Source organism: Amycolatopsis viridis, from assembly GCF_011758765.1.
GTDB classification, from domain to species: domain Bacteria; phylum Actinomycetota; class Actinomycetes; order Mycobacteriales; family Pseudonocardiaceae; genus Amycolatopsis_E; species Amycolatopsis_E viridis.
The window spans coordinates 3400491-3417758 of the sequence record NZ_JAANOU010000001.1; the positions used below are offsets into that span (position 1 = coordinate 3400491).

Consider the following 17268-nt stretch of genomic DNA (forward strand, 5'->3'; position numbering starts at 1 on the left):
TTCACCCCTCCCGGCACCGTGTTCACCCCTCCCGGCACCGTGTTCACCGCTCGCAGCGCCGTGTTTGCCGCTCGCGGCGGGTTGCGTTCGGCGGTCAGGGGGTGGAGTGCACGGCCTGGGCCGCTTCTCCGCGCCGGCGCAGCGGCCCCGGCGGCCGGCCGGCCGGTGAGGTCGCCGGGGTGCTTCACCGGCCCGGCGTCCCCGCGCCGTTGGTGGTCACGGGCGACGTGCGCCCGCACAGCGGCGCCGCCTCGAACGAGTACTGACAGCAACATCCCGCCGCCGCCCGTGCGGGCGGTGCGGCCCGTGCGGGCGACGGCGACCGGGAAACCATCGGGTGAACATCCGGCACCTGAATTTGATTTATTCAAGACAACTGCTCTAAGGTCGGTGGCGTGAGGTCGGACATCGAGGCGCAGCTGCGGTCCGTCTCGTTGCGCGTGACCCGGCCCCGGGTGGCCGTGCTCACCGCGCTGCGCGACCATCCGCACGTCGACACCGAAACGGTGATCGCGCTGGTGCGGGCCGACCACCCGGCGGTCTCCCACCAGGCGGTCTACGACGTGCTGCGGGCGCTCACGGACGCGGGCCTGGTGCGCCGCATCCAGCCCGCCGGCGCGAACGCCCGCTACGAGACCCGCGTGGGGGACAACCACCACCACGTCGTGTGCCGCTCGTGCGGCGCGATCGCCGACGTCGACTGCACCGTCGGCCACGCCCCGTGTCTCACCGCCTCCGACGACCACGGTTACGTGATCGACGAGGCGGAGGTCGTCTTTTGGGGCACCTGCCCCGACTGCTCGGCCGAACCCCACCCCGATGAACCGCCAGCTCGGAAGGCAGGTAAATGAGCGACACCCAGGACAACGTCCCCTCCAGCGCCCAGGGGGTGGACCAGAAGGCGGCGGCCGGCTGCCCGGTCGCGCACGACTCGGTGACCTCGCACGGCAGCGAGAGCGAGAACCCGGCGATCGACTCCCCGACGCCGAAGACGGGCGGCCGTCCGCGCACCAACCGCGACTGGTGGCCCAACCAGCTCGACCTGTCGGTGTTGCACGCGCACTCGTCCAAGAGCAACCCGCTCGGCGAGAAGTTCAGCTACGCCAAGGAGTTCGCCAAGCTCGACGTCGAGGCGCTCAAGCGGGACGTCGTCGAGGTGCTCACCACCTCGCAGGACTGGTGGCCGGCCGACTTCGGCCACTACGGCGGCCTGATGATCCGGATGAGCTGGCACTCCGCCGGTACCTACCGCATCTCCGACGGCCGCGGCGGCGCCGGCGACGGTGCCCAGCGGTTCGCGCCGCTGAACAGCTGGCCGGACAACGCCAACCTGGACAAGGCGCGCCGGCTGCTGTGGCCGGTCAAGCAGAAGTACGGCCAGAAGATCTCCTGGGCCGACCTGCTGGTGTTCGCCGGCAACGTGGCACTGGAGTCGATGGGCTTCAAGACCTTCGGCTTCGGCTTCGGCCGCGAGGACGTGTGGGAGCCGGAGGAGGTCTTCTGGGGCCCCGAGGACGACTGGCTGGGCGACGAGCGCTACGTCAGCGACGCGGAGATGGTGCCCGAGCTCGGCGCGACCGAGATGGGCCTGATCTACGTCAACCCGGAGGGGCCCCGCGGCAGCGCGGACTTCCTCGCCGCGGCGCACTTCATCCGCGAGACCTTCGGGCGCATGGCGATGAACGACGAGGAGACCGTCGCGCTGATCGCCGGCGGGCACACCTTCGGCAAGACCCACGGCGCCGCCGTCGCCGACGACCACGTCGGCCCGGAGCCGGAGGCCGCGCCGCTGGAGGCCCAGGGCCTGGGCTGGCTGAGCACGCACGGCAGCGGCGCGGGCCCGGACACGATCACCAGCGGTCTCGAGGTGACCTGGACCGACCGGCCCACCGAGTGGAGCAACCGCTTCTTCGAGATCCTGTTCGGCTACGAGTGGGAGCTCACCACCAGCCCGGGTGGCGCCAAGCAGTACGTCGCCAAGGACGCGCCGGAGATCATCCCGGACCCGTTCGACCCGAACAAGAAGCACAAGCCGACCATGCTCACCACCGACCTGGCGCTGCGCTTCGACCCGGTGTACGGCAAGATCTCCCGCCGGTTCCTGGAGAACCCGGACGAGTTCGCGCTGGCGTTCGCCAAGGCGTGGTACAAGCTGCTGCACCGCGACATGGGTCCGGTCAGCCGCTTCCTCGGGCCGTGGGTGCCGGAGCCGCAGCTGTGGCAGGACCCGGTGCCCGCCGTGGACCACGAGCTGGTCGGTGAGGCCGACATCGCCGCGCTCAAGGCGAAGGTGCTCGAGTCCGGCCTGACCACCGCGCAGCTGGTCACCACCGCGTGGGCGTCGGCGGCGAGCTTCCGGTCCACCGACAAGCGCGGTGGCGCCAACGGGGCGCGCATCCGCCTCGAGCCGCAGCGCAACTGGGAGGTCAACCAGCCCGAGCAGCTCGCCGGGGTCCTGGAGACCCTGGAAGGCATCCAGCGGGAGTTCAACGCCGCGGGCGGCGCGAAGATCTCGCTCGCCGACCTGATCGTGCTGGCCGGTTCGGCCGCGGTCGAGAAGGCGGCGGCCGACGCCGGTGTCCAGGTGACCGTGCCGTTCCACCCGGGCCGCACCGACGCCAGCCAGGAGCAGACCGACGTCGAGTCGTTCGAGGTGCTGGAGCCGCGCGCCGACGGGTTCCGCAACTACCTGCGGGCCGGCGAGAAGCTCCAGCCGGAGGTGCTGCTGGTCGACCGCGCCTACATGCTCGACCTGACGGCGCCGGAGATGACCGTGCTGGTCGGCGGTCTGCGCTCGCTCGGGGCCAACCACGGCGGCACCCGGCACGGGGTGCTCACCGACCGGCCGGGCGTGCTCACCAACGACTTCTTCGCCAACCTGCTCTCGCCGGGCACCCGGTGGAAGGCGTCGGAGTCGGAGGAGAACGTCTACGAGATCCGTGACGCGGCGACCGACGAGCTGAAGTGGACCGCCACCGCGGTGGACCTCATCTTCGGCTCGAACTCGCAGCTGCGGGCCCTCGCCGAGGTCTACGCCAGCGACGACGCGCGCGAGAAGTTCGTGCAGGACTTCGTCGCGGCGTGGACGAAGGTCATGGAGCTCGACCGGTTCGACCTCGCCTGATCGCGCTGAGCACCACGAGCCCGGCCGGTCCACGTGACCGGCCGGGCTCGTCCGTGCCATCCGCAGGCGTTGGCACCCCGCCGCTCCTGGAAAACCCGGTTGCCCGGCGCCGTTACACTTCGCCGGAGGTCACCGCGCGAGGGGGTACGGGATGGCGGAGGAGGCGCGTGCGGGCGCGGCCGATCCGGAGGCCTGGCGGCCACGCTGGTGGTTCCTCGGGATGTTCGCCGTGCTCGCCGGGATCCACCTGAGCCGCGGCTGGGACACCACGGCGGCGATCGGGCTGCCGGTCGGGTTCGCCGTGACGCTGGTGCTGGTGTTCGTCCGGCGGCTGCCGTCGTGGGTGACGGGCGAGTGGGCGGCGCGGCCGACGTCGCGCCGCTGGGTGCGGGCCCAGCGCAACCGGCTGACCTGCCTACTGCCGTTCGTCCTGCTGGGCGTGGCGGCGGTCGTGTCCGGAGTGGACGATCACCGGCCGCAGGGCGACGAGGTGGCCGCCGCCGTGTTCGTACTGGTCTGCGCCCTGGGACTGGCGCTGTTCGTGATGCTCCGCTGGCTGCGAGCCGTCCGCACGCTCCGCCTGCTCGCCGGTCCGCGGACCGCACTGAGCGCCGAGGTCCACTCGCCGGCACCATTCGACGACCCGGTGGCCGTCACCGGAACCGTCACCTTCCCGGACGGCTCACCGGGTTCGTTCACCGCACGCGAGTGCCCGATCGGGCTCGCCACAGCGATCGCGGACACGGCAACGCTGCACGTCACGTCCCCGCGCCCGGGCCGGGTGCTGGCGGGCCTGCCGGACAGCGACGAGTTCGCCCGGGTCACGCTCACGACCAGGCGCTTCCTCTCGCGCACGGAACTGACCCGGCGGCTGCGCGTGCGCACGGTCGCGCTGGCGGCCGTCGTGGCGGCCGCTGCCGCGGTGGAGGTCACGGCGTGGATCACGCTCGGCGGTGCGGTGCCGTGGCTGCTGCCGGTGCCCCTGCTGCTGGCCGTCGCGGGTGTAGCGGTGTGGCGGTCGGACGTCGCCCGCCTGGTGCGGCTGCTCGCGGCCGGTTCCTGGACCGCGGTCGCCGCCGCTACCCTCGACGACCCCGCCGACAGCGGGCCGGTCACCGGGTGGGCGCGGTTCCCGGACGGGGTCCGCGCCCGCTTCCGGATCGCGCACTGTCCACCCGGGATCGCCACCGAGCTCCGCGAGCGACGGCGGTTGTGGATCGCCGGTGAACCGCACGAGGACGACATCGTCGCCGGCACCCCGGACGGTGACGACGTCGCGCTCGTCACCTTCGGGGTGCGGCGCAGGGAGTACCGGCGGCTCAGCGCGCGGACGGGTCCCGCAGCAGCGGCAGGAGATCGGTGACGACGCGGTCGGCGTCCTCGGGGATCACCGCGGGCCGCACCCGGACCCCGTCGAGGCCCTGATCGGCCCAGGTCGCGAGCAGGTCCCGCAATTCGGCCGCGGTGCCGGTGAACACGCTCGTGTCGGTGGTCCACGCGGCCCCGGCGAGGTCCTCCAGTTCCGCGCGGCGCTGCCGGGCGTGCGCGGCGGTGTCCCCCAGGACCACCGCCACGTCGGCGTACACCTCGGTCGGGGTGGCACCCGGCGTGAGCCGTTCGATCCCGCGGAGCACCTGGGTGATTTCCGTCAGCGACTCCTCCCCCGGCGTGACGAACACCCGGTCGGCCACGGCCGCGGCCAGCCGGTACGGCTCGAGGGCGTGGTGGGCGAGCACGGCCACCGGCGGTGTCGCGAGCACCGGCACGTTCAGCGGGCCGTCCGCCTGGTAGCGGCCCGCCGCCGCGCGGACGGTCCCCACCCGCTCCGGGTCCACAAAGGACCGCGGGGTGCCGTCGCCGGAACCGGCCAGGCTGTCGCCGGGGAAACTCGCCCACAACTGGCGGACCGCCCGCACGAAGTCCTCGGCGTCGTCGAACAGGGTGTGCAGCCGGCGGGCGATCTTCGTCGGGACGTAGATGTCCTCCGGTTGCAGGACCGGGGTGGCGCGGCCACCGGCGACCGCCGCGTCCGCCGCGTTGGCGGACACCTGCGGCCGCCACACCACGCGGCCGGGGGCGATGGCGGCCAGCGACGCGAGCTGCGCGGCAACCTGGAACGGCTGGTGGTGCGTCACGTTGCGGGAGACCACCACCTCGATCCGTTCGGTCGCCGACAGCAGCAGCGCGGCGGCCACCACCGGATCGAGCCGGCCGCGCACCTGGTCGCCGCGCCGGTCCGGGGTGCCGAACCGTTCGCTCTGCAGGCTGATGCCGTCCTCGACCGTCACGAACGCGGCACCGCCGGCCTCCGCGCGGCGCGCCAGGCCGGTCCAGAACCCGGCGCCGAACAGGTCGGCGGGGCGGCTGACGGAGGTTACCTGCCAGGCGCACGGGTGCCATCCGGCCCCGTCGAGCGCGAGACCCACGCGGAGCCGGCCGGATCGTGTGTTCATCCCGCGATCCTCGAACCCTCACACTGGTGTGAGGGTCAAGGCCGGCGTGACGTGCGGCTCAGCTGACCGCCTGCTTCACCAGCTGGGCGATGCGGTTCTCCACCTCGGGGGTGATCTCGACCAGTGCGAACGAGGTCGCCCACATCCCGCCGTCGTCGAGGTTCGCGCGGTCCTCGAAGCCGAGCGTCGCGTAGCGGGACTTGAACTTCTCCGCGGCCCGGAAGTAGACGACGTTCTTCCCGCCGAGCGCGTAGCAGGGCATCCCGTACCACAGCTTCGGCTCCAGCTCGGGAGCGGTCGTCGTGACGATCGCGTGCACGCGCTCGGCCAGGACCCGGTCGGAGTCGCGCATCGCGGCGATCTTGGCGAGCACGTCCCGCGCGGCCTCCGCCGCCTTCTCCGCGCGCGATCCGGCGCGGGCGGCCTTGCGCTGTTCCGCGGCGTGCTCCTTCATCGCGGCGCGCTCTTCGGCGGTGAATCCCTCGTAGCTGCGGCTCATGGCCAGGTCCTTCCGGTTGTGGTGGTGTGCGGCGGCGGGTGGGCTGTGCAGGCACATCAGGGCCGCGCGGCGATCGGGCTGGTCTCCCAGACGAACCCGTCCGGGTCGGTGAACGCGCCGGCGCCGCCGCCGATCGCGATCCGGTGCGATCCGGTGCCCTCCGGGGACACGCGCGAGGTCTTGGCCAGGGCCCGGCGGCGGTAGAGGGCGAGCTTGATCCGGCCCTCCCCCGGCTCGAACTCCGCGTACACGCGGCCGAAGCTCTTCGCCACGCGGAACCCGCGGCCGGCGTAGTACCGCTTGCTCGCGGCCACGTCGGCCACGCCGAGCAGGAGAACGAGGGCATCGATCCGGCCGGTGGCGGGGCCGGTGTCCTTCTTCGCCGACGTCGCGACCTTCCAGATCGTCCCGTCGGGGGCCTGCACCACGCCGCCGTAGCCCCACAGCGACTTTGTGGCGGGCTCGAGCACGGTGGCACCGGCGTCCCGGGCGGCGCCGGTCAGGGCGTGGACGTCGGCCGGCTGGGACACCAGCAGCGACAGGGTGAACCCGCGGAAGCCGGTGCTCGGCTCCCGCGCGGCCCGCAGCCGCAGCTCGTCGCCGAGGCCGAAGGCGGTGGCGTAGAAACGTTCGGCGGCCGGGAGGTCGGCCACCTCGAGGGTGATGGCGTCGATGGAAGTCATGCCGGGAACGCTACGTGCGCCCCGGTGACCAGCGCTTCTCGATTCCTGACCGGTCGCGCCGTGCTGGCCTAAGCTCGCCGCATGGCGGCAGGCAGGAAGGCGCGGGTGCAGGACGTGCACGATCTGGCGATGGCGATGCCGCACGTGACGCGGCTGCCGGGCAGCCAGGGCAGGCCGGTGTACCAGGTCGGCGGCCGGTCGTTCGTGTTCTTCCGCAATCCCCGCCCGGACGCGGTGGACCCGGTGACCGGCGAACGCTACCCCGATGTGATCGTCTTCTGGGTCGGGTCGCAGGCCGACAAGGAGGCGCTGGTGGGCGACGAGAACGCGCCGTGGTTCACCACACCGCACTTCGACGGGCACCCGTCGGTGCTGCTGCGGGAGGCGGACGTGGGCCGGCTCGACCACGACGAACTGGCCGAGGTCGTGCAGGACGCGTGGCTGGCCCGCGCCTCGCCCAGCCGCGCCAGGGCCTGGCTGGCGGCGCACGGGCTGCCGTCCACAGAGGACAGCGGCCGCGCGTGAGCGCACCTACCCGGTTCCCCTCCTGGTCAATCCGCGGCATCAGCAGGGTTCCACCGGGCCGTTCGGGGTACTGCCCCTCCTCGGGCACGCGAGCGGACCACGGAGGGGTGGATGAACAGGACCTGGCTGGGGCTCGGCGGGGTGGCGGCAGCAGGCACGGCGGCCACCGCGGTGCTCCGGAGACGACATCGGCACCGCGGCGAGGCGGAGCCCCAGCGGTGGCTCGCGGTCACCGTCGACGCCTCGCCGCTGACCGTGGGCAACAGCAGCGAGCTGCGGCAGATGCTCGCCGAGTTCGGGGACGACGTGGAGTTCCAGCTCTCCCCCGCGCCGGGCGAGCGGGGCACCGAGGTGGCCCTGCGGCCGTCGGGCACCCGGGAGAGCACGGTGTTCGCGCGGCTGCGCGGCGACGATCCGCGGCAGGAGGTCCGCCGCGCGCTCCGGGACCTCAAGTCGCGCCTGGAGACCGGCGACGTGATCCGCCCGGACCCGCCGACCACCGGAAAACCGACCCCGGGCGGCGCGATCATGCGCTTCGTGACGCGACGCGCGGGCGGGGAGGGACGGTTGTGAAGGCACTGTGCTGGCAAGGCGTGAACAAGCTTTCGGTCGAGGACGTGCGGGATCCGGAGATCCGCAACGGGGAGGACGTGATCGTCCGGGTCACCGCGAGCACGACGTGCGGTTCCGACCTGCACCTGATCGGCGGTTACGTCCCGGCGATGGAGGCCGGGGACGTGCTGGGCCACGAGTTCCTCGGCGAGGTGGTCGAGGTCGGTCCGGGCGTGCGGCGGCACCGGGTGGGCGACCGGGTGGTGGTGGCGTCGTTCATCGGCTGCGGCCGCTGCTGGTACTGCCGCAACGACCTGTGGTCGCTGTGCGACAACAGCAACACCAACCCCGGGATCGCCGCGATGATCTACGGCTACGAGCCGGGCGGGATCTTCGGCTACTCGCACGCGATGGGTGGTTTCCAGGGCAGCCACGCCGAGTACATCCGGGTCCCCTTCGCCGACTACGGAGCCTTCACGGTGCCCGAGGGGCTGGACGACGACGCGGCGCTGTTCGCCTCCGACTCGGTCCCGACCGGCTGGATGGGAGCGGACCTGGGCGGGGTCAAGGCAGGCGATGTCGTGGCCGTGTGGGGCTGCGGCGCGGTCGGGCAGATGGCGGCCAGGGCGGCGATCCTGCTCGGGGCGGAACGCGTGATCTCCATCGACCGCTACCCGGAACGGCTCACCATGGCCGAGCGGCACATCGGGGCCGAGACCATCGACTACACCAGCACCGACGTCGGCGCCGAGCTGCGCGAGCGCACCGGCGGCCGCGGCCCGGACGTGTGCATCGAGGCGGTCGGCATGGAGGCGGACACCACCGGGCCGGAGCAGCGCTACGACCAGGTGAAGCAGCAGCTGCGGCTGCAGACCGAGCGGCCGGCGGCAGTGCGGGAGGCGATCCACGCCTGCCGCAAGGGCGGCACCGTGTTCGTGCTCGGCGTGTTCGGCGGCGTGGTGGACAAGTTCCCGCTCGGTGCCGTCATCAACAACGGGCTGACCATCCGGGGCGCCCAGCAGCACGGGCAGCGCTACATCCCGATGCTGCTGGAACGCATGGCCGCCGGGCAGATCCCCACCCAGCACCTGGTCACGCACGCGTTGCCGCTGACCGACGGCCCGAAGGGGTACGACCTGTTCAAACACAAGAAGGACGGCTGTGTCCGGGCGGTCTTCCACCCCGCCCGGTGACACGAGAACGGCCGCGCACCGCCCGCTCACGGGGTGGTACGCGGCCGTCCGGGCAGCGTCAGCGCTTGAGGAACTTCAGGCTGGTGCTCAGCGAGTCCGACCACGGCGAGGCGAGGTCCAGCCGCCGCAGCTCGTCGGCGTGCTGGACCGCCGCCAGCTCCGCCATCAGGCGGGCCCGCATCCGGTCGTCGTGCGCGGCGTTCGCGGCCCGCAGGGCCCGGTCCAGCCGGGTCTTGCGGAACGGCGTCATCCACGACGCCCGGGCCAGGTGCGCGGCCCGGCGGGCCGCCCGGTCGCGGGTGCGCGCCAGGGCGTCCCGCTCGTCGTCCCCCAGCCCCAGCCGGGACAGGAACCGCTCCTTGAGCTCGCGGGTGACCCGCGACCACGTGGTGATCCGGGCACGGGCGTGCCGCAGCTCGATCCCGAGCGCCAGGTGCAGCATGACCACGCCGAGCACCGGTCCCAGCGTCACCCGCGCCAGGCCGGACACCGGGCCGGCCAGGTCGAAGGCCATGTAGCCGGACGCCGCGCACAACGCCCACAGGATCAGCCGCGCCGGGCCGGGCTTGCCGCTCGGGCTGCGGATCTCGGCCCGCATGGCGAACCCGCACGCGATCAGGGCCACCTCGACCACGGCGAACATCGCGGCCCGCTCGTAGACGTTGGAGATCCCGAGCTTGTCCCCGAAGAACCGCCACGAGGTGTCCACCGAGACCAGCAGCGACATGAACGCCACCAGGTAGAAGCCCCGCGAGCCCTCCGGCGACCTCCGGGCGGAGGGTGCGGTCATCTCGGCGGTGTCCGTGCCCTGGCCGGTGGGGGTGTCGGCGTCCTCGCCGGACGGCTCCGCGGCGGCCTCCTCGGCGTCGCGCCGGTCGTCCAGTTCGGCCAGCATCTTCACCGACAGCCGCGGCAGGTCGCCGGTGTCACCCAGCCCGCGCTCCTTCCGCCACCGGGTGACCTGCTCCCCCACAGCGGCGCGTTCCCGCTTGGGGTTGGTGACCACGCCGTAGGTCACCAGGAAGGCCAGCACGTCCGACGTGGACGGCTCGCCCAGGGTTTCGCACGCGTACCGGACCTTCTCGTCCATGGTGTCCAGCATGACCAGGCGGGCGGCGTGGGCCGCGCTGCTGATCACGTCGGTCGAAGCAGCGTGCTGGTCGCTCTCGGTTTCCATGTTCGTCCTTGTGAAGCTCTCGTCGGTGGGGTCGCGAGCATAGCGGGTATGTCGATCAACCGGGTGATCGCCCTTGATCTTGCTACCCGCGGCCCCCCGCCGCCGCCGCGTGCGCCGTGCTCGACGTGGGCAGGGCACGCAGCAGGTCCTCGACCCGCTCCTTGGCGTCGCCGAAGAGCATCGCCGAGTTCTCCCGGAAGAACAGCGGGTTCTGCACGCCCGCGTACCCGGAGGACATGGAGCGCTTGAACACGACGACGTTCTTGGCCTCCCACACCCGCAGCACCGGCATGCCGGCGATGGGTGAGCCGGGGTCCTCGGCCGCGGCCGGGTTGACGGTGTCGTTGGCCCCGATGACGAGGACGACGTCGGTGCCGGCGAAGTCGTCGTTGATCTCGTCCATCTCCAGCACGATGTCGTAGGGCACCTTGGCCTCGGCGAGCAGCACGTTCATGTGCCCGGGCAGCCGTCCGGCGACGGGATGGATGCCGAAGCGCACCTCGACGCCGCGGTCGCGCAGGCGGCGGGTCAGTTCGGCCACCCCGTGCTGGGCCTGCGCGACGGCCATGCCGTAGCCGGGGGTGATGATCACGCTGCTCGCGTCGGCGAGCAGTTCCGCGGCACCGTCGACGCCGATCTCCCGGTGCTCGCCGTAGTCCGTGTCGGCCGCCGGGCCCGCCTCGATCCCGAACCCGCCGGCGATCACGGACAGGAACGACCGGTTCATCGCCTTGCACATGATGTAGGACAGGTAGGCACCCGAGGAGCCGACGAGCGCGCCGGTGACGATGAGCAGGTTGTTCTCCAGCAGGAAGCCGCTCGCCGCGGCCGCCCAGCCGGAGTAGCTGTTGAGCATCGACACGACCACCGGCATGTCACCGCCGCCGATCGACGCAACGAGGTGCCAGCCCAGGGCCAGCGCGACCACGGTGACGGCGATGAGCAGCCACAGCTGCGGCTGGGCGATGAACCACACCGTCAGCGCCACGAACAGGACCAGCGCGCCGAGGTTGAGGAAGTTCTTGCCGGGCAGCATCAACGGCGCGGACTTCATCCGCGCGGACAGCTTCAGGAACGCGACGATCGAACCGGTGAACGTGACCGCACCGATGAACACGCCGATGAACACCTCACCGGAGTGGATCCCGCCCAGGCCGAGCGCGTCCAGCGCGTGCGCCTCGGCGCCGCCGGGTTCGGCTTCGACCTGGAGGTAGCCGTTCCAGCCGACCAGCACCGCGGCCAGGCCGACGAACGAGTGCAGCAGGGCGATCAGCTCGGGCATGCCGGTCATCTGCACGACGCGGGCCCGCTGCAGGCCGACCGCCGCGCCGGCCACCATGGCGACCACCAGCAGGATGACGCCGAGGGTGGAGATGTGGCGGTTCGCCGCGAGCGCGACGGTCGCGGCCAGCGCCACGACCATGCCGGCGATGCCGAACCCGTTGCCGGTCTTCGCGGTCTCGTGCTTGGACAGGCCCGCCAGCGCCAGGATGAACAGCAGCGCGGCGACCAGGTAGGCCGCCTGCGCGATGGTGTCGAGAGTCATGGGTACAGGTCTCCTGGGTCCGGCTTCAGCTGCGGGAGAACATGGCGAGCATGCGCCGGGTGACGGCGAACCCACCGAAGATGTTGATCGAGGCCAGCAGGATCGCCGCGAACGACAACCAGGTCACCACGGCGTTGCTGTGGCCGACCTGCAGGAGCGCGCCGACCACGATGATCCCGGAGATCGCGTTGGTCACCGACATCAGCGGCGTGTGCAGCGCGTGGTGCACGTGCCCGATCACGTAGTAGCCGATCACCACGGCCAGCGCGAACACCGTCAGGTGCCCCTGCAACGCCGGCGGGGACACCGCGACCAGCAGGAACAGCAGCGCACCCGCCACCGCGACCAGCCCGATCCGGGCCGCGGGCGACAGCTTCTTCGCCGGCTCCGGCTCCGCCTTGGCCGCGGCCGGGGCGGCCTTCGCGGGCGCCGCGGACACCTGCGCCGGGGGCGGCGGCCACAACACCTCACCCTCCCGCACCACCGTCATCGACCGGATCACGATGTCGTCCAGGTCGAACACCGGTGTGCCGTCCTTGCCCGGTGTCACCAGCTTCATCAGGTTGACCAGGTTCGTGCCGTAGAGCTGCGAGGACTGCGCCGGCAGCCGCCCGGGCAGGTCGGTGTAGCCGAGGATGGTCACCCCGTTGTCCGTGGTGACGGCCTTGCCGGGCACGGTGCCTTCGACGTTGCCGCCGTTGGCCGCGGCCATGTCCACGATGACGCTGCCGGGCCGCATCGAAGCGACCATCTCCGCGGTGATGATCCGCGGCGCCGGTTTCCCGGGGATCAGGGCGGTGGTGATGATGATGTCGACGTCACGGGACTGCTCCTCGTAGAGCTGCCGCTCGCGCACCTTGTAGTCGTCGCTCATCTCCTTGGCGTAGCCGGTGGTGGAGACCTCCACGTCCGGCGCCTCGATGGACAGGTACTCCCCGCCGAGCGAGGCCACCTGGTCGGCCACCTCCGGGCGCGGGTCGGTCGCCCGCACCACCGCACCCAGGCTCCCGGCCGCCCCGATCGCCGCCAGCCCGGCCACCCCGGCGCCGACGACGAGGACCTTCGCCGGTGGCACCTTGCCGGCCGCGGTCACCTGGCCGGTGAAGAACCGGCCGAAGGTGTGCGCCGCCTCCACCACGGCCCGGTACCCGGCGATGTTCGCCATCGACGACAACACGTCCAGCGACTGCGCCCGGGAGATGCGCGGCACCGCGTCCATCGCCAGCGCCGTGATCGGCCGCTTCCCGAGGTCGGCCACCAGATCCGGCTTGAGCGCCGGGCTCAGCAGGCTGATCAGCGTCGCGCTGGGCTTCAGCGCGTCCAGCTGCTCCACGGCCGGCGCGTTCACCCCCAGCACGATGTCGGCTCGCACCGCGTCCCCGATGGACGCGCCGGCCTCGGCATACGCCTCGTCGGTGAAACTCGCCGCCGCACCGGCACCGGGTTCCACGACCACCTCGTACCCCAGCTTCAGCAGCTGGGCCACCGTGGTGGGGGTCGCGGCCACCCGGGTCTCGCCCGGAGCGGTCTCCTTCAGCACTCCGACCAGCATTGGTCACCTCGTCCACGCTCGAACGACGAACGCCGGGTGTCGTACGTCGACGTACTCCGCGGCGCTTTCCCGTGGCCGATCCCGGTCGGAAAGCGCGGCGATCACATTGGCAGCTTTTCTAGCACGATGACCCGATTCTGCCGATGACACCAGCCACATACCGGCCCGCACCTCAGCAGCTCACGGACCACTACCGGCGAGTAAGGGGCCGCCCGGGACCAGCACTGGCCCCCGGCGGAAACCAACCTTCAGCCCCTGATGCTCCCCATCATTACCTATCCGACCTTATTCGCGGATTTTTCAGGTGCTTATCCCGACCTGAGGAGGCAACGAGGATGATCTACGACACTTTTGACGTACGACCACCTTGTCGGTCTCGATGCGTGGAACGACAACCCGTGCGCACGCCGCGATCGTCAGGCGCGCACGGCGCCGGCTACCCGACCAGACGTGTCGCGAACGGCAGGATGTCGCCGTAGCGCACCGGGGCGACCCGGACGGTGAGACCGGACTGCGGAGCCTCGATCATCATGCCGTTGCCGAGGTACAGCGCGACGTGGTGGATGCCGCTGCGGCCCCAGAACAGCATGTCCCCGCGCCGCATCTGGGCCAGCGGCACCCGCCTGCCTGCGGTGTACTGGTAGCCGCTGTAGTGCGGAAGCGAGGCGACCCCGGCGAAGGCGTAGATCATCAGGCCGGAACAGTCGAACCCGATCTTGCGGTAATCCCCGTAGGCGTCGGCGACACCGCCGTCCCGGATGCCGCGCGTGGGGCCGGCGGTGTTGCCGCCGCCCCACGCGTACGGCAGGCCGAGCTGCGACATCGCCCGCGCGATCACCCGCTCGACGGTCTGGGCGGCCGAACCGGAGGAAGCCGGCGGCGGAGCGGGCCGGCCACCACCGCCGCCGCCCGCCGGCGGAGCCGATGCGGCAGCCGCGGCCAGCGCCGCCTGCCGCGCCTGCTCCTCGTCCTCGCGCTGCTTCTGCGCGAGCCAGTCCTCGTAACGCTGGCGCTGCCCCTGCAGCCCGTTGACCCGCTGCTGCGCCTGGAACAGCTGTTGCTCGACCGTGGTCTTCTGCGACTCCAGCTGGGTGGTCTGCGCGGCCTGGGCCTGCTGGGCCTGGACCGCCGCGGTCTGGGCGCCGTCCGCGGTCTGCTTCGCCCGCGCCGCCTGCTCCTGCGCCTGCTGGGCGAGCTGCAGCGCCTGACGGGCCGCGGCGTCCTTGTTGGACTTGTCGGTCTGGGCCTGCTGCATCATCTCCAGCGCGTTGAGCTGGCTGCCGCTCACCGACTCCAGCAGCTGGGCGCGGGCCAGCAGGTCCTTCGGGCTGCTGGCACCCAGGTAGGCCGAGATGGAGCCCATGGTGCTGCCCTGCTGGTAACTGCTGGAGATGAACGCGTCGAGGTTGGCGCGGGCGGTGTCGATCTGCGCCTGGGCCGCGTCGGCCTCGCGCTTGGCCGCGTCCGCGTCGCGCTGCGCGGCGTCGGCCGCGTCCTGCGCGGTCTGCAGGTCGACCAGCGCCTTGTTGGCCTCTTCCATGCGCAGCTCGACCGTGCTCTGCAACTGGTCCAGCCGCGACTCCGCCTCGGCGAGCTGGTTGGTCAGCTGGCCGACCTCCCCGGCCTTGGTGTTCGCATCGCGCTGGCTCGCGTCGATCTCGGAATCGCTCGGATTGGGCGGGGGCGGCGGCACGGCGGCGGCCGGGCCGGCCGCCACCGACACGACCACGAGCGCCAGTGCGCCGATCCCCAGCCAGCGGCGCACTCCCCGGCCCCGGTCACTCACGCCCTCGACTCCCTCCAGGCACAGATCCCCACTGCACCGCAGACTGTGCCACCTGAGTCACTGCCAGACCAGGTGTCACACGCTGCACGCGTGCAACATTCACCCCAACCGGGGATCCTTCGGCCGTTTTCGCGCGTCACAGGGTCATGCACGGATCACGGACCGGCCCCGCGGCCGCCTCGCTGGGGCTCGCCCTCGTGGTGACGGGCACCTTCCTGCCCTGGTTCCGGTCCGGGTCGGTGAGCCGGAGCAGCTACGCGGCGGCCGGCCTGGCCGACCGGCTGGCGCTGCTCGACCACCCGCTCGCCGGTCCCGCGCTGCGCGCGTGGGTGGCGGTTCCGGCGGCGGCGGCGGTGTGCCTGGTGCTGTTCGTCTGTGGCGTGGCACGCACCGCCGCAACGGTGGCGGCACTTCTGGCGATCACCGGGGGAACCATCGCGCTGCTCGCCACCGTCCAATCGGGCGGAACCGCGAGCGTGGTCTCGGTGTCCCTGAGCGGCCCGCTGACCACGCTGGGCGGATCCGCCCTGGCGCTGGCCGGCGCGCTCGGCACCTTCATCACGGCGAGAGCAGGTAGGACACGGTGAGCACGCCTCCCCACGACGGCCAGTGGCCGTCCCCGCAGCACAACCAGTACCCCCAGCAGCCCCCGAACCCGCAGCAGCCGTACCCGCAGCAGCCGTACCCCCAGCAGGAGTACCCGCAGGCTGGTCACGGGCAGCCGTGGGGGCAGCAGCCATGGGGGCAGCCGCCGGCGCAGCCGTTCCAGCTGCTGCCGCCCCAGCAGCCACCGCCGCGGAGCCGCCGCGGGCTGGTCATCGGCCTGGTGGTCGCGCTGGTCGTGCTGCTGGGCGGCGGCGGGACCTGGTTCGCGCTGTCGCAGCGGGACTCGATCGCCTCCGGTGCGGCCACCCCGACCGAGGCGGCGCGGAACCTGGCGACCGCGCTGAGCGGCAGCGACGTGGTCGGCATGATCGGCGCGCTCGCGCCGGCCGAGGCGAAGCTGCTGACCGAGCCCGTCGGCCAGGCGACCGGCGAGCTGAAGCGGCTCGGCATCCTCAAGCCGGACGCCGATCCGCGGGCCCTGACGGGCCTCCAGGTCAAGGCCGAGAACCTGACCTTCGACGAGACGGGCGCCGAGCAGGTCAACGACCACCTGACGATCACCAAGCTCACCGGCGGCACGCTCACCGTCACTGCGGACCCGGCGCGGCTGCCGCTGTCGGATCAGCTGATGGACCAGATGCCTGCCGGGCAGGGCCCGCAGACCAACACGATCGACATCGCCCGGCAGGTCCGCCGGTCCGGTGAGCCGGTGCGGATCGCCACCGTGAAGGTCGACGGCGAGTGGTACCCCAGCCTGCTCTACACCGTCGCCGACTACGCGCTGCGCGAAGCGCACGAGCCCTGGCCGTCCACCTCGATCCCGGCGCGGGGCGCGTCCAGCGCGAACGAGGCCGTCGAGCAGCTGCTCCAGGCCGCACTGGACGCCGACGTCACGCGGGTCATCGAGCTGCTGCCGCCGGACGAGATGGCCGTGCTGCACGACGCCGGCCCCGCGATCGTCGCCGCCGCGCGCGAGGACGCCGAGCCCAGCGGGGCGAAGGTGCTCGACCTGACCACCGAGACCTCTCCGGTGCCGGGCGGTACCCGTGCCACCGTGACCCGCGTGCGGCTGCAAGGCCCGGACGGTGACACCTACACCCTGACGAAGAAGGGCGACTGCTACGAGGCCACCGGCGAGGGCCGTACCGAGGAGCTGTGCGCCGACTACCTCGCGGACAACATCGAGCACGAGATCGGCTCCTCGGTGCCCGCCGAGGTCACCGCGGTGCTGCGCCACCTGTCCAGCGGTGTTCTCAGCCAGGGCCTGGGCATCGTCACCACCGAGATCGCCGGCCAGCACTACGTCAGCCCGCTGCGCACGTACACGGAGCTGGGCCTGACCGTGCTGCGCAGCCTGCAGCCGGAGGACATCACCGCGCTGCTGCACCTGGCCGGGTAGCGCGAACCACGTCACACCGTCACCGCACTGCCTTGGGCGGGTCGCGTTGAACTCAAAAAAGGACAAGCGTACTGTTTGCCGTGTGGGAGCCTGCGCTCATCCCCGCGTCTGCGGACGCGACCCGCGTGCGCCAGACTCGCAATGGTCGACAGAAAGACCCGAACCGAACTGAC

General features: G+C 72.0%; 15 protein-coding genes. 8 read left to right on the plus strand and 7 right to left on the minus strand.

The genetic code is table 11. From position 1 onward, the window contains the following. Positions 1-395: 395 nt before the first annotated feature. From FHX46_RS16920 to FHX46_RS16930, 3 genes are all read left to right on the plus strand, one after another. The gene (locus tag FHX46_RS16920) at positions 396-851 is read left to right on the plus strand and encodes a Fur family transcriptional regulator (RefSeq protein ID WP_167115761.1); all 456 of its coding nucleotides are present in this window, start codon (positions 396-398) and stop codon (positions 849-851) included. Beyond that, positions 848-3124 (plus strand): catalase/peroxidase HPI, encoded by a 2277-nt coding sequence (katG, locus tag FHX46_RS16925; protein WP_167115764.1) that lies wholly within the window; start codon positions 848-850, stop codon positions 3122-3124. Before FHX46_RS16920 ends, katG begins: the two co-directional genes overlap by 4 nt. A gap of 151 nt (positions 3125-3275) precedes the next feature. Further along, positions 3276-4487: a hypothetical protein gene (locus FHX46_RS16930; protein ID WP_208400178.1), complete on the plus strand. Its 1212-nt coding sequence runs from the start codon at positions 3276-3278 to the stop codon at positions 4485-4487. Here FHX46_RS16930 and FHX46_RS16935 read toward each other — a convergent pair. Genes FHX46_RS16935 through FHX46_RS16945 form a run of 3 tightly spaced genes read right to left on the minus strand, consistent with a single transcriptional unit; the run spans position 4444 to position 6759 of the window. After that, the gene (locus FHX46_RS16935) at positions 4444-5577 is read right to left on the minus strand and encodes an LLM class flavin-dependent oxidoreductase (protein WP_167115767.1); all 1134 of its coding nucleotides are present in this window, start codon (positions 5575-5577) and stop codon (positions 4444-4446) included. The two genes, FHX46_RS16930 and FHX46_RS16935, sit on opposite strands and share 44 nt — an antisense overlap. A 58-nt stretch (positions 5578-5635) precedes the next feature. Beyond that, positions 5636-6076: an iron chaperone gene (locus FHX46_RS16940; protein ID WP_167115770.1), complete on the minus strand. Its 441-nt coding sequence runs from the start codon at positions 6074-6076 to the stop codon at positions 5636-5638. A gap of 56 nt (positions 6077-6132) precedes the next feature. Continuing rightward, positions 6133-6759 carry a glyoxalase gene (locus FHX46_RS16945; RefSeq protein ID WP_167115773.1) on the minus strand — a complete coding sequence of 209 codons (627 nt, stop codon included), beginning with the start codon at positions 6757-6759 and terminating at the stop codon, positions 6133-6135. 81 nt (positions 6760-6840) lie between these two features. On the opposite strand from FHX46_RS16945, the gene FHX46_RS16950 reads away from it, so the two are divergent. The 3 genes from FHX46_RS16950 to FHX46_RS29050 all read left to right on the plus strand — a co-directional run bounded on the left by FHX46_RS16950 (position 6841) and on the right by FHX46_RS29050 (position 9029). Next, positions 6841-7284, plus strand: coding sequence for an MmcQ/YjbR family DNA-binding protein (locus tag FHX46_RS16950; RefSeq protein WP_167115776.1), 444 nt, complete (start codon positions 6841-6843; stop codon positions 7282-7284). A 111-nt stretch (positions 7285-7395) separates the two neighbouring features. Next, on the plus strand, positions 7396-7857 hold the full coding sequence (locus FHX46_RS16955) for a hypothetical protein (RefSeq protein ID WP_167115779.1): 462 nt from the start codon (positions 7396-7398) through the stop codon (positions 7855-7857). Between the two features lie 20 nt (positions 7858-7877). After that, positions 7878-9029, plus strand: coding sequence for a zinc-dependent alcohol dehydrogenase (locus FHX46_RS29050; protein ID WP_390622624.1), 1152 nt, complete (start codon positions 7878-7880; stop codon positions 9027-9029). A 58-nt stretch (positions 9030-9087) separates the two neighbouring features. On the opposite strand, the gene FHX46_RS16965 is transcribed toward FHX46_RS29050, so the two are convergent. From FHX46_RS16965 to FHX46_RS16980, 4 genes are all read right to left on the minus strand, one after another. Then, positions 9088-10206: a hypothetical protein gene (locus tag FHX46_RS16965; protein ID WP_167115785.1), complete on the minus strand. Its 1119-nt coding sequence runs from the start codon at positions 10204-10206 to the stop codon at positions 9088-9090. A gap of 82 nt (positions 10207-10288) precedes the next feature. Next, positions 10289-11752, minus strand: coding sequence for a Re/Si-specific NAD(P)(+) transhydrogenase subunit beta (gene pntB / locus FHX46_RS16970; RefSeq protein ID WP_167115788.1), 1464 nt, complete (start codon positions 11750-11752; stop codon positions 10289-10291). A 25-nt stretch (positions 11753-11777) separates the two neighbouring features. Further along, entirely contained in the window at positions 11778-13304 is a 1527-nt protein-coding gene (locus FHX46_RS16975; protein ID WP_167115791.1) for a Re/Si-specific NAD(P)(+) transhydrogenase subunit alpha, read from the minus strand. Positions 13305-13740: 436 nt separating this feature from the next. Further along, on the minus strand, positions 13741-15090 hold the full coding sequence (locus FHX46_RS16980; RefSeq protein ID WP_167115794.1) for an NlpC/P60 family protein: 1350 nt from the start codon (positions 15088-15090) through the stop codon (positions 13741-13743). A gap of 146 nt (positions 15091-15236) precedes the next feature. Here FHX46_RS16980 and FHX46_RS16985 point away from each other — a divergent pair, with 146 nt between their 5' ends. Continuing rightward, positions 15237-15677, plus strand: coding sequence for a hypothetical protein (locus tag FHX46_RS16985; protein WP_167115797.1), 441 nt, complete (start codon positions 15237-15239; stop codon positions 15675-15677). Further along, positions 15674-17095, plus strand: a complete 1422-nt coding sequence (locus FHX46_RS16990) for a flagellar basal body protein FliL (protein WP_167115800.1) — start codon at positions 15674-15676, stop codon at positions 17093-17095. The genes FHX46_RS16985 and FHX46_RS16990 overlap by 4 nt, the downstream gene beginning before the upstream one ends. Positions 17096-17268: the final 173 nt, after the last annotated feature.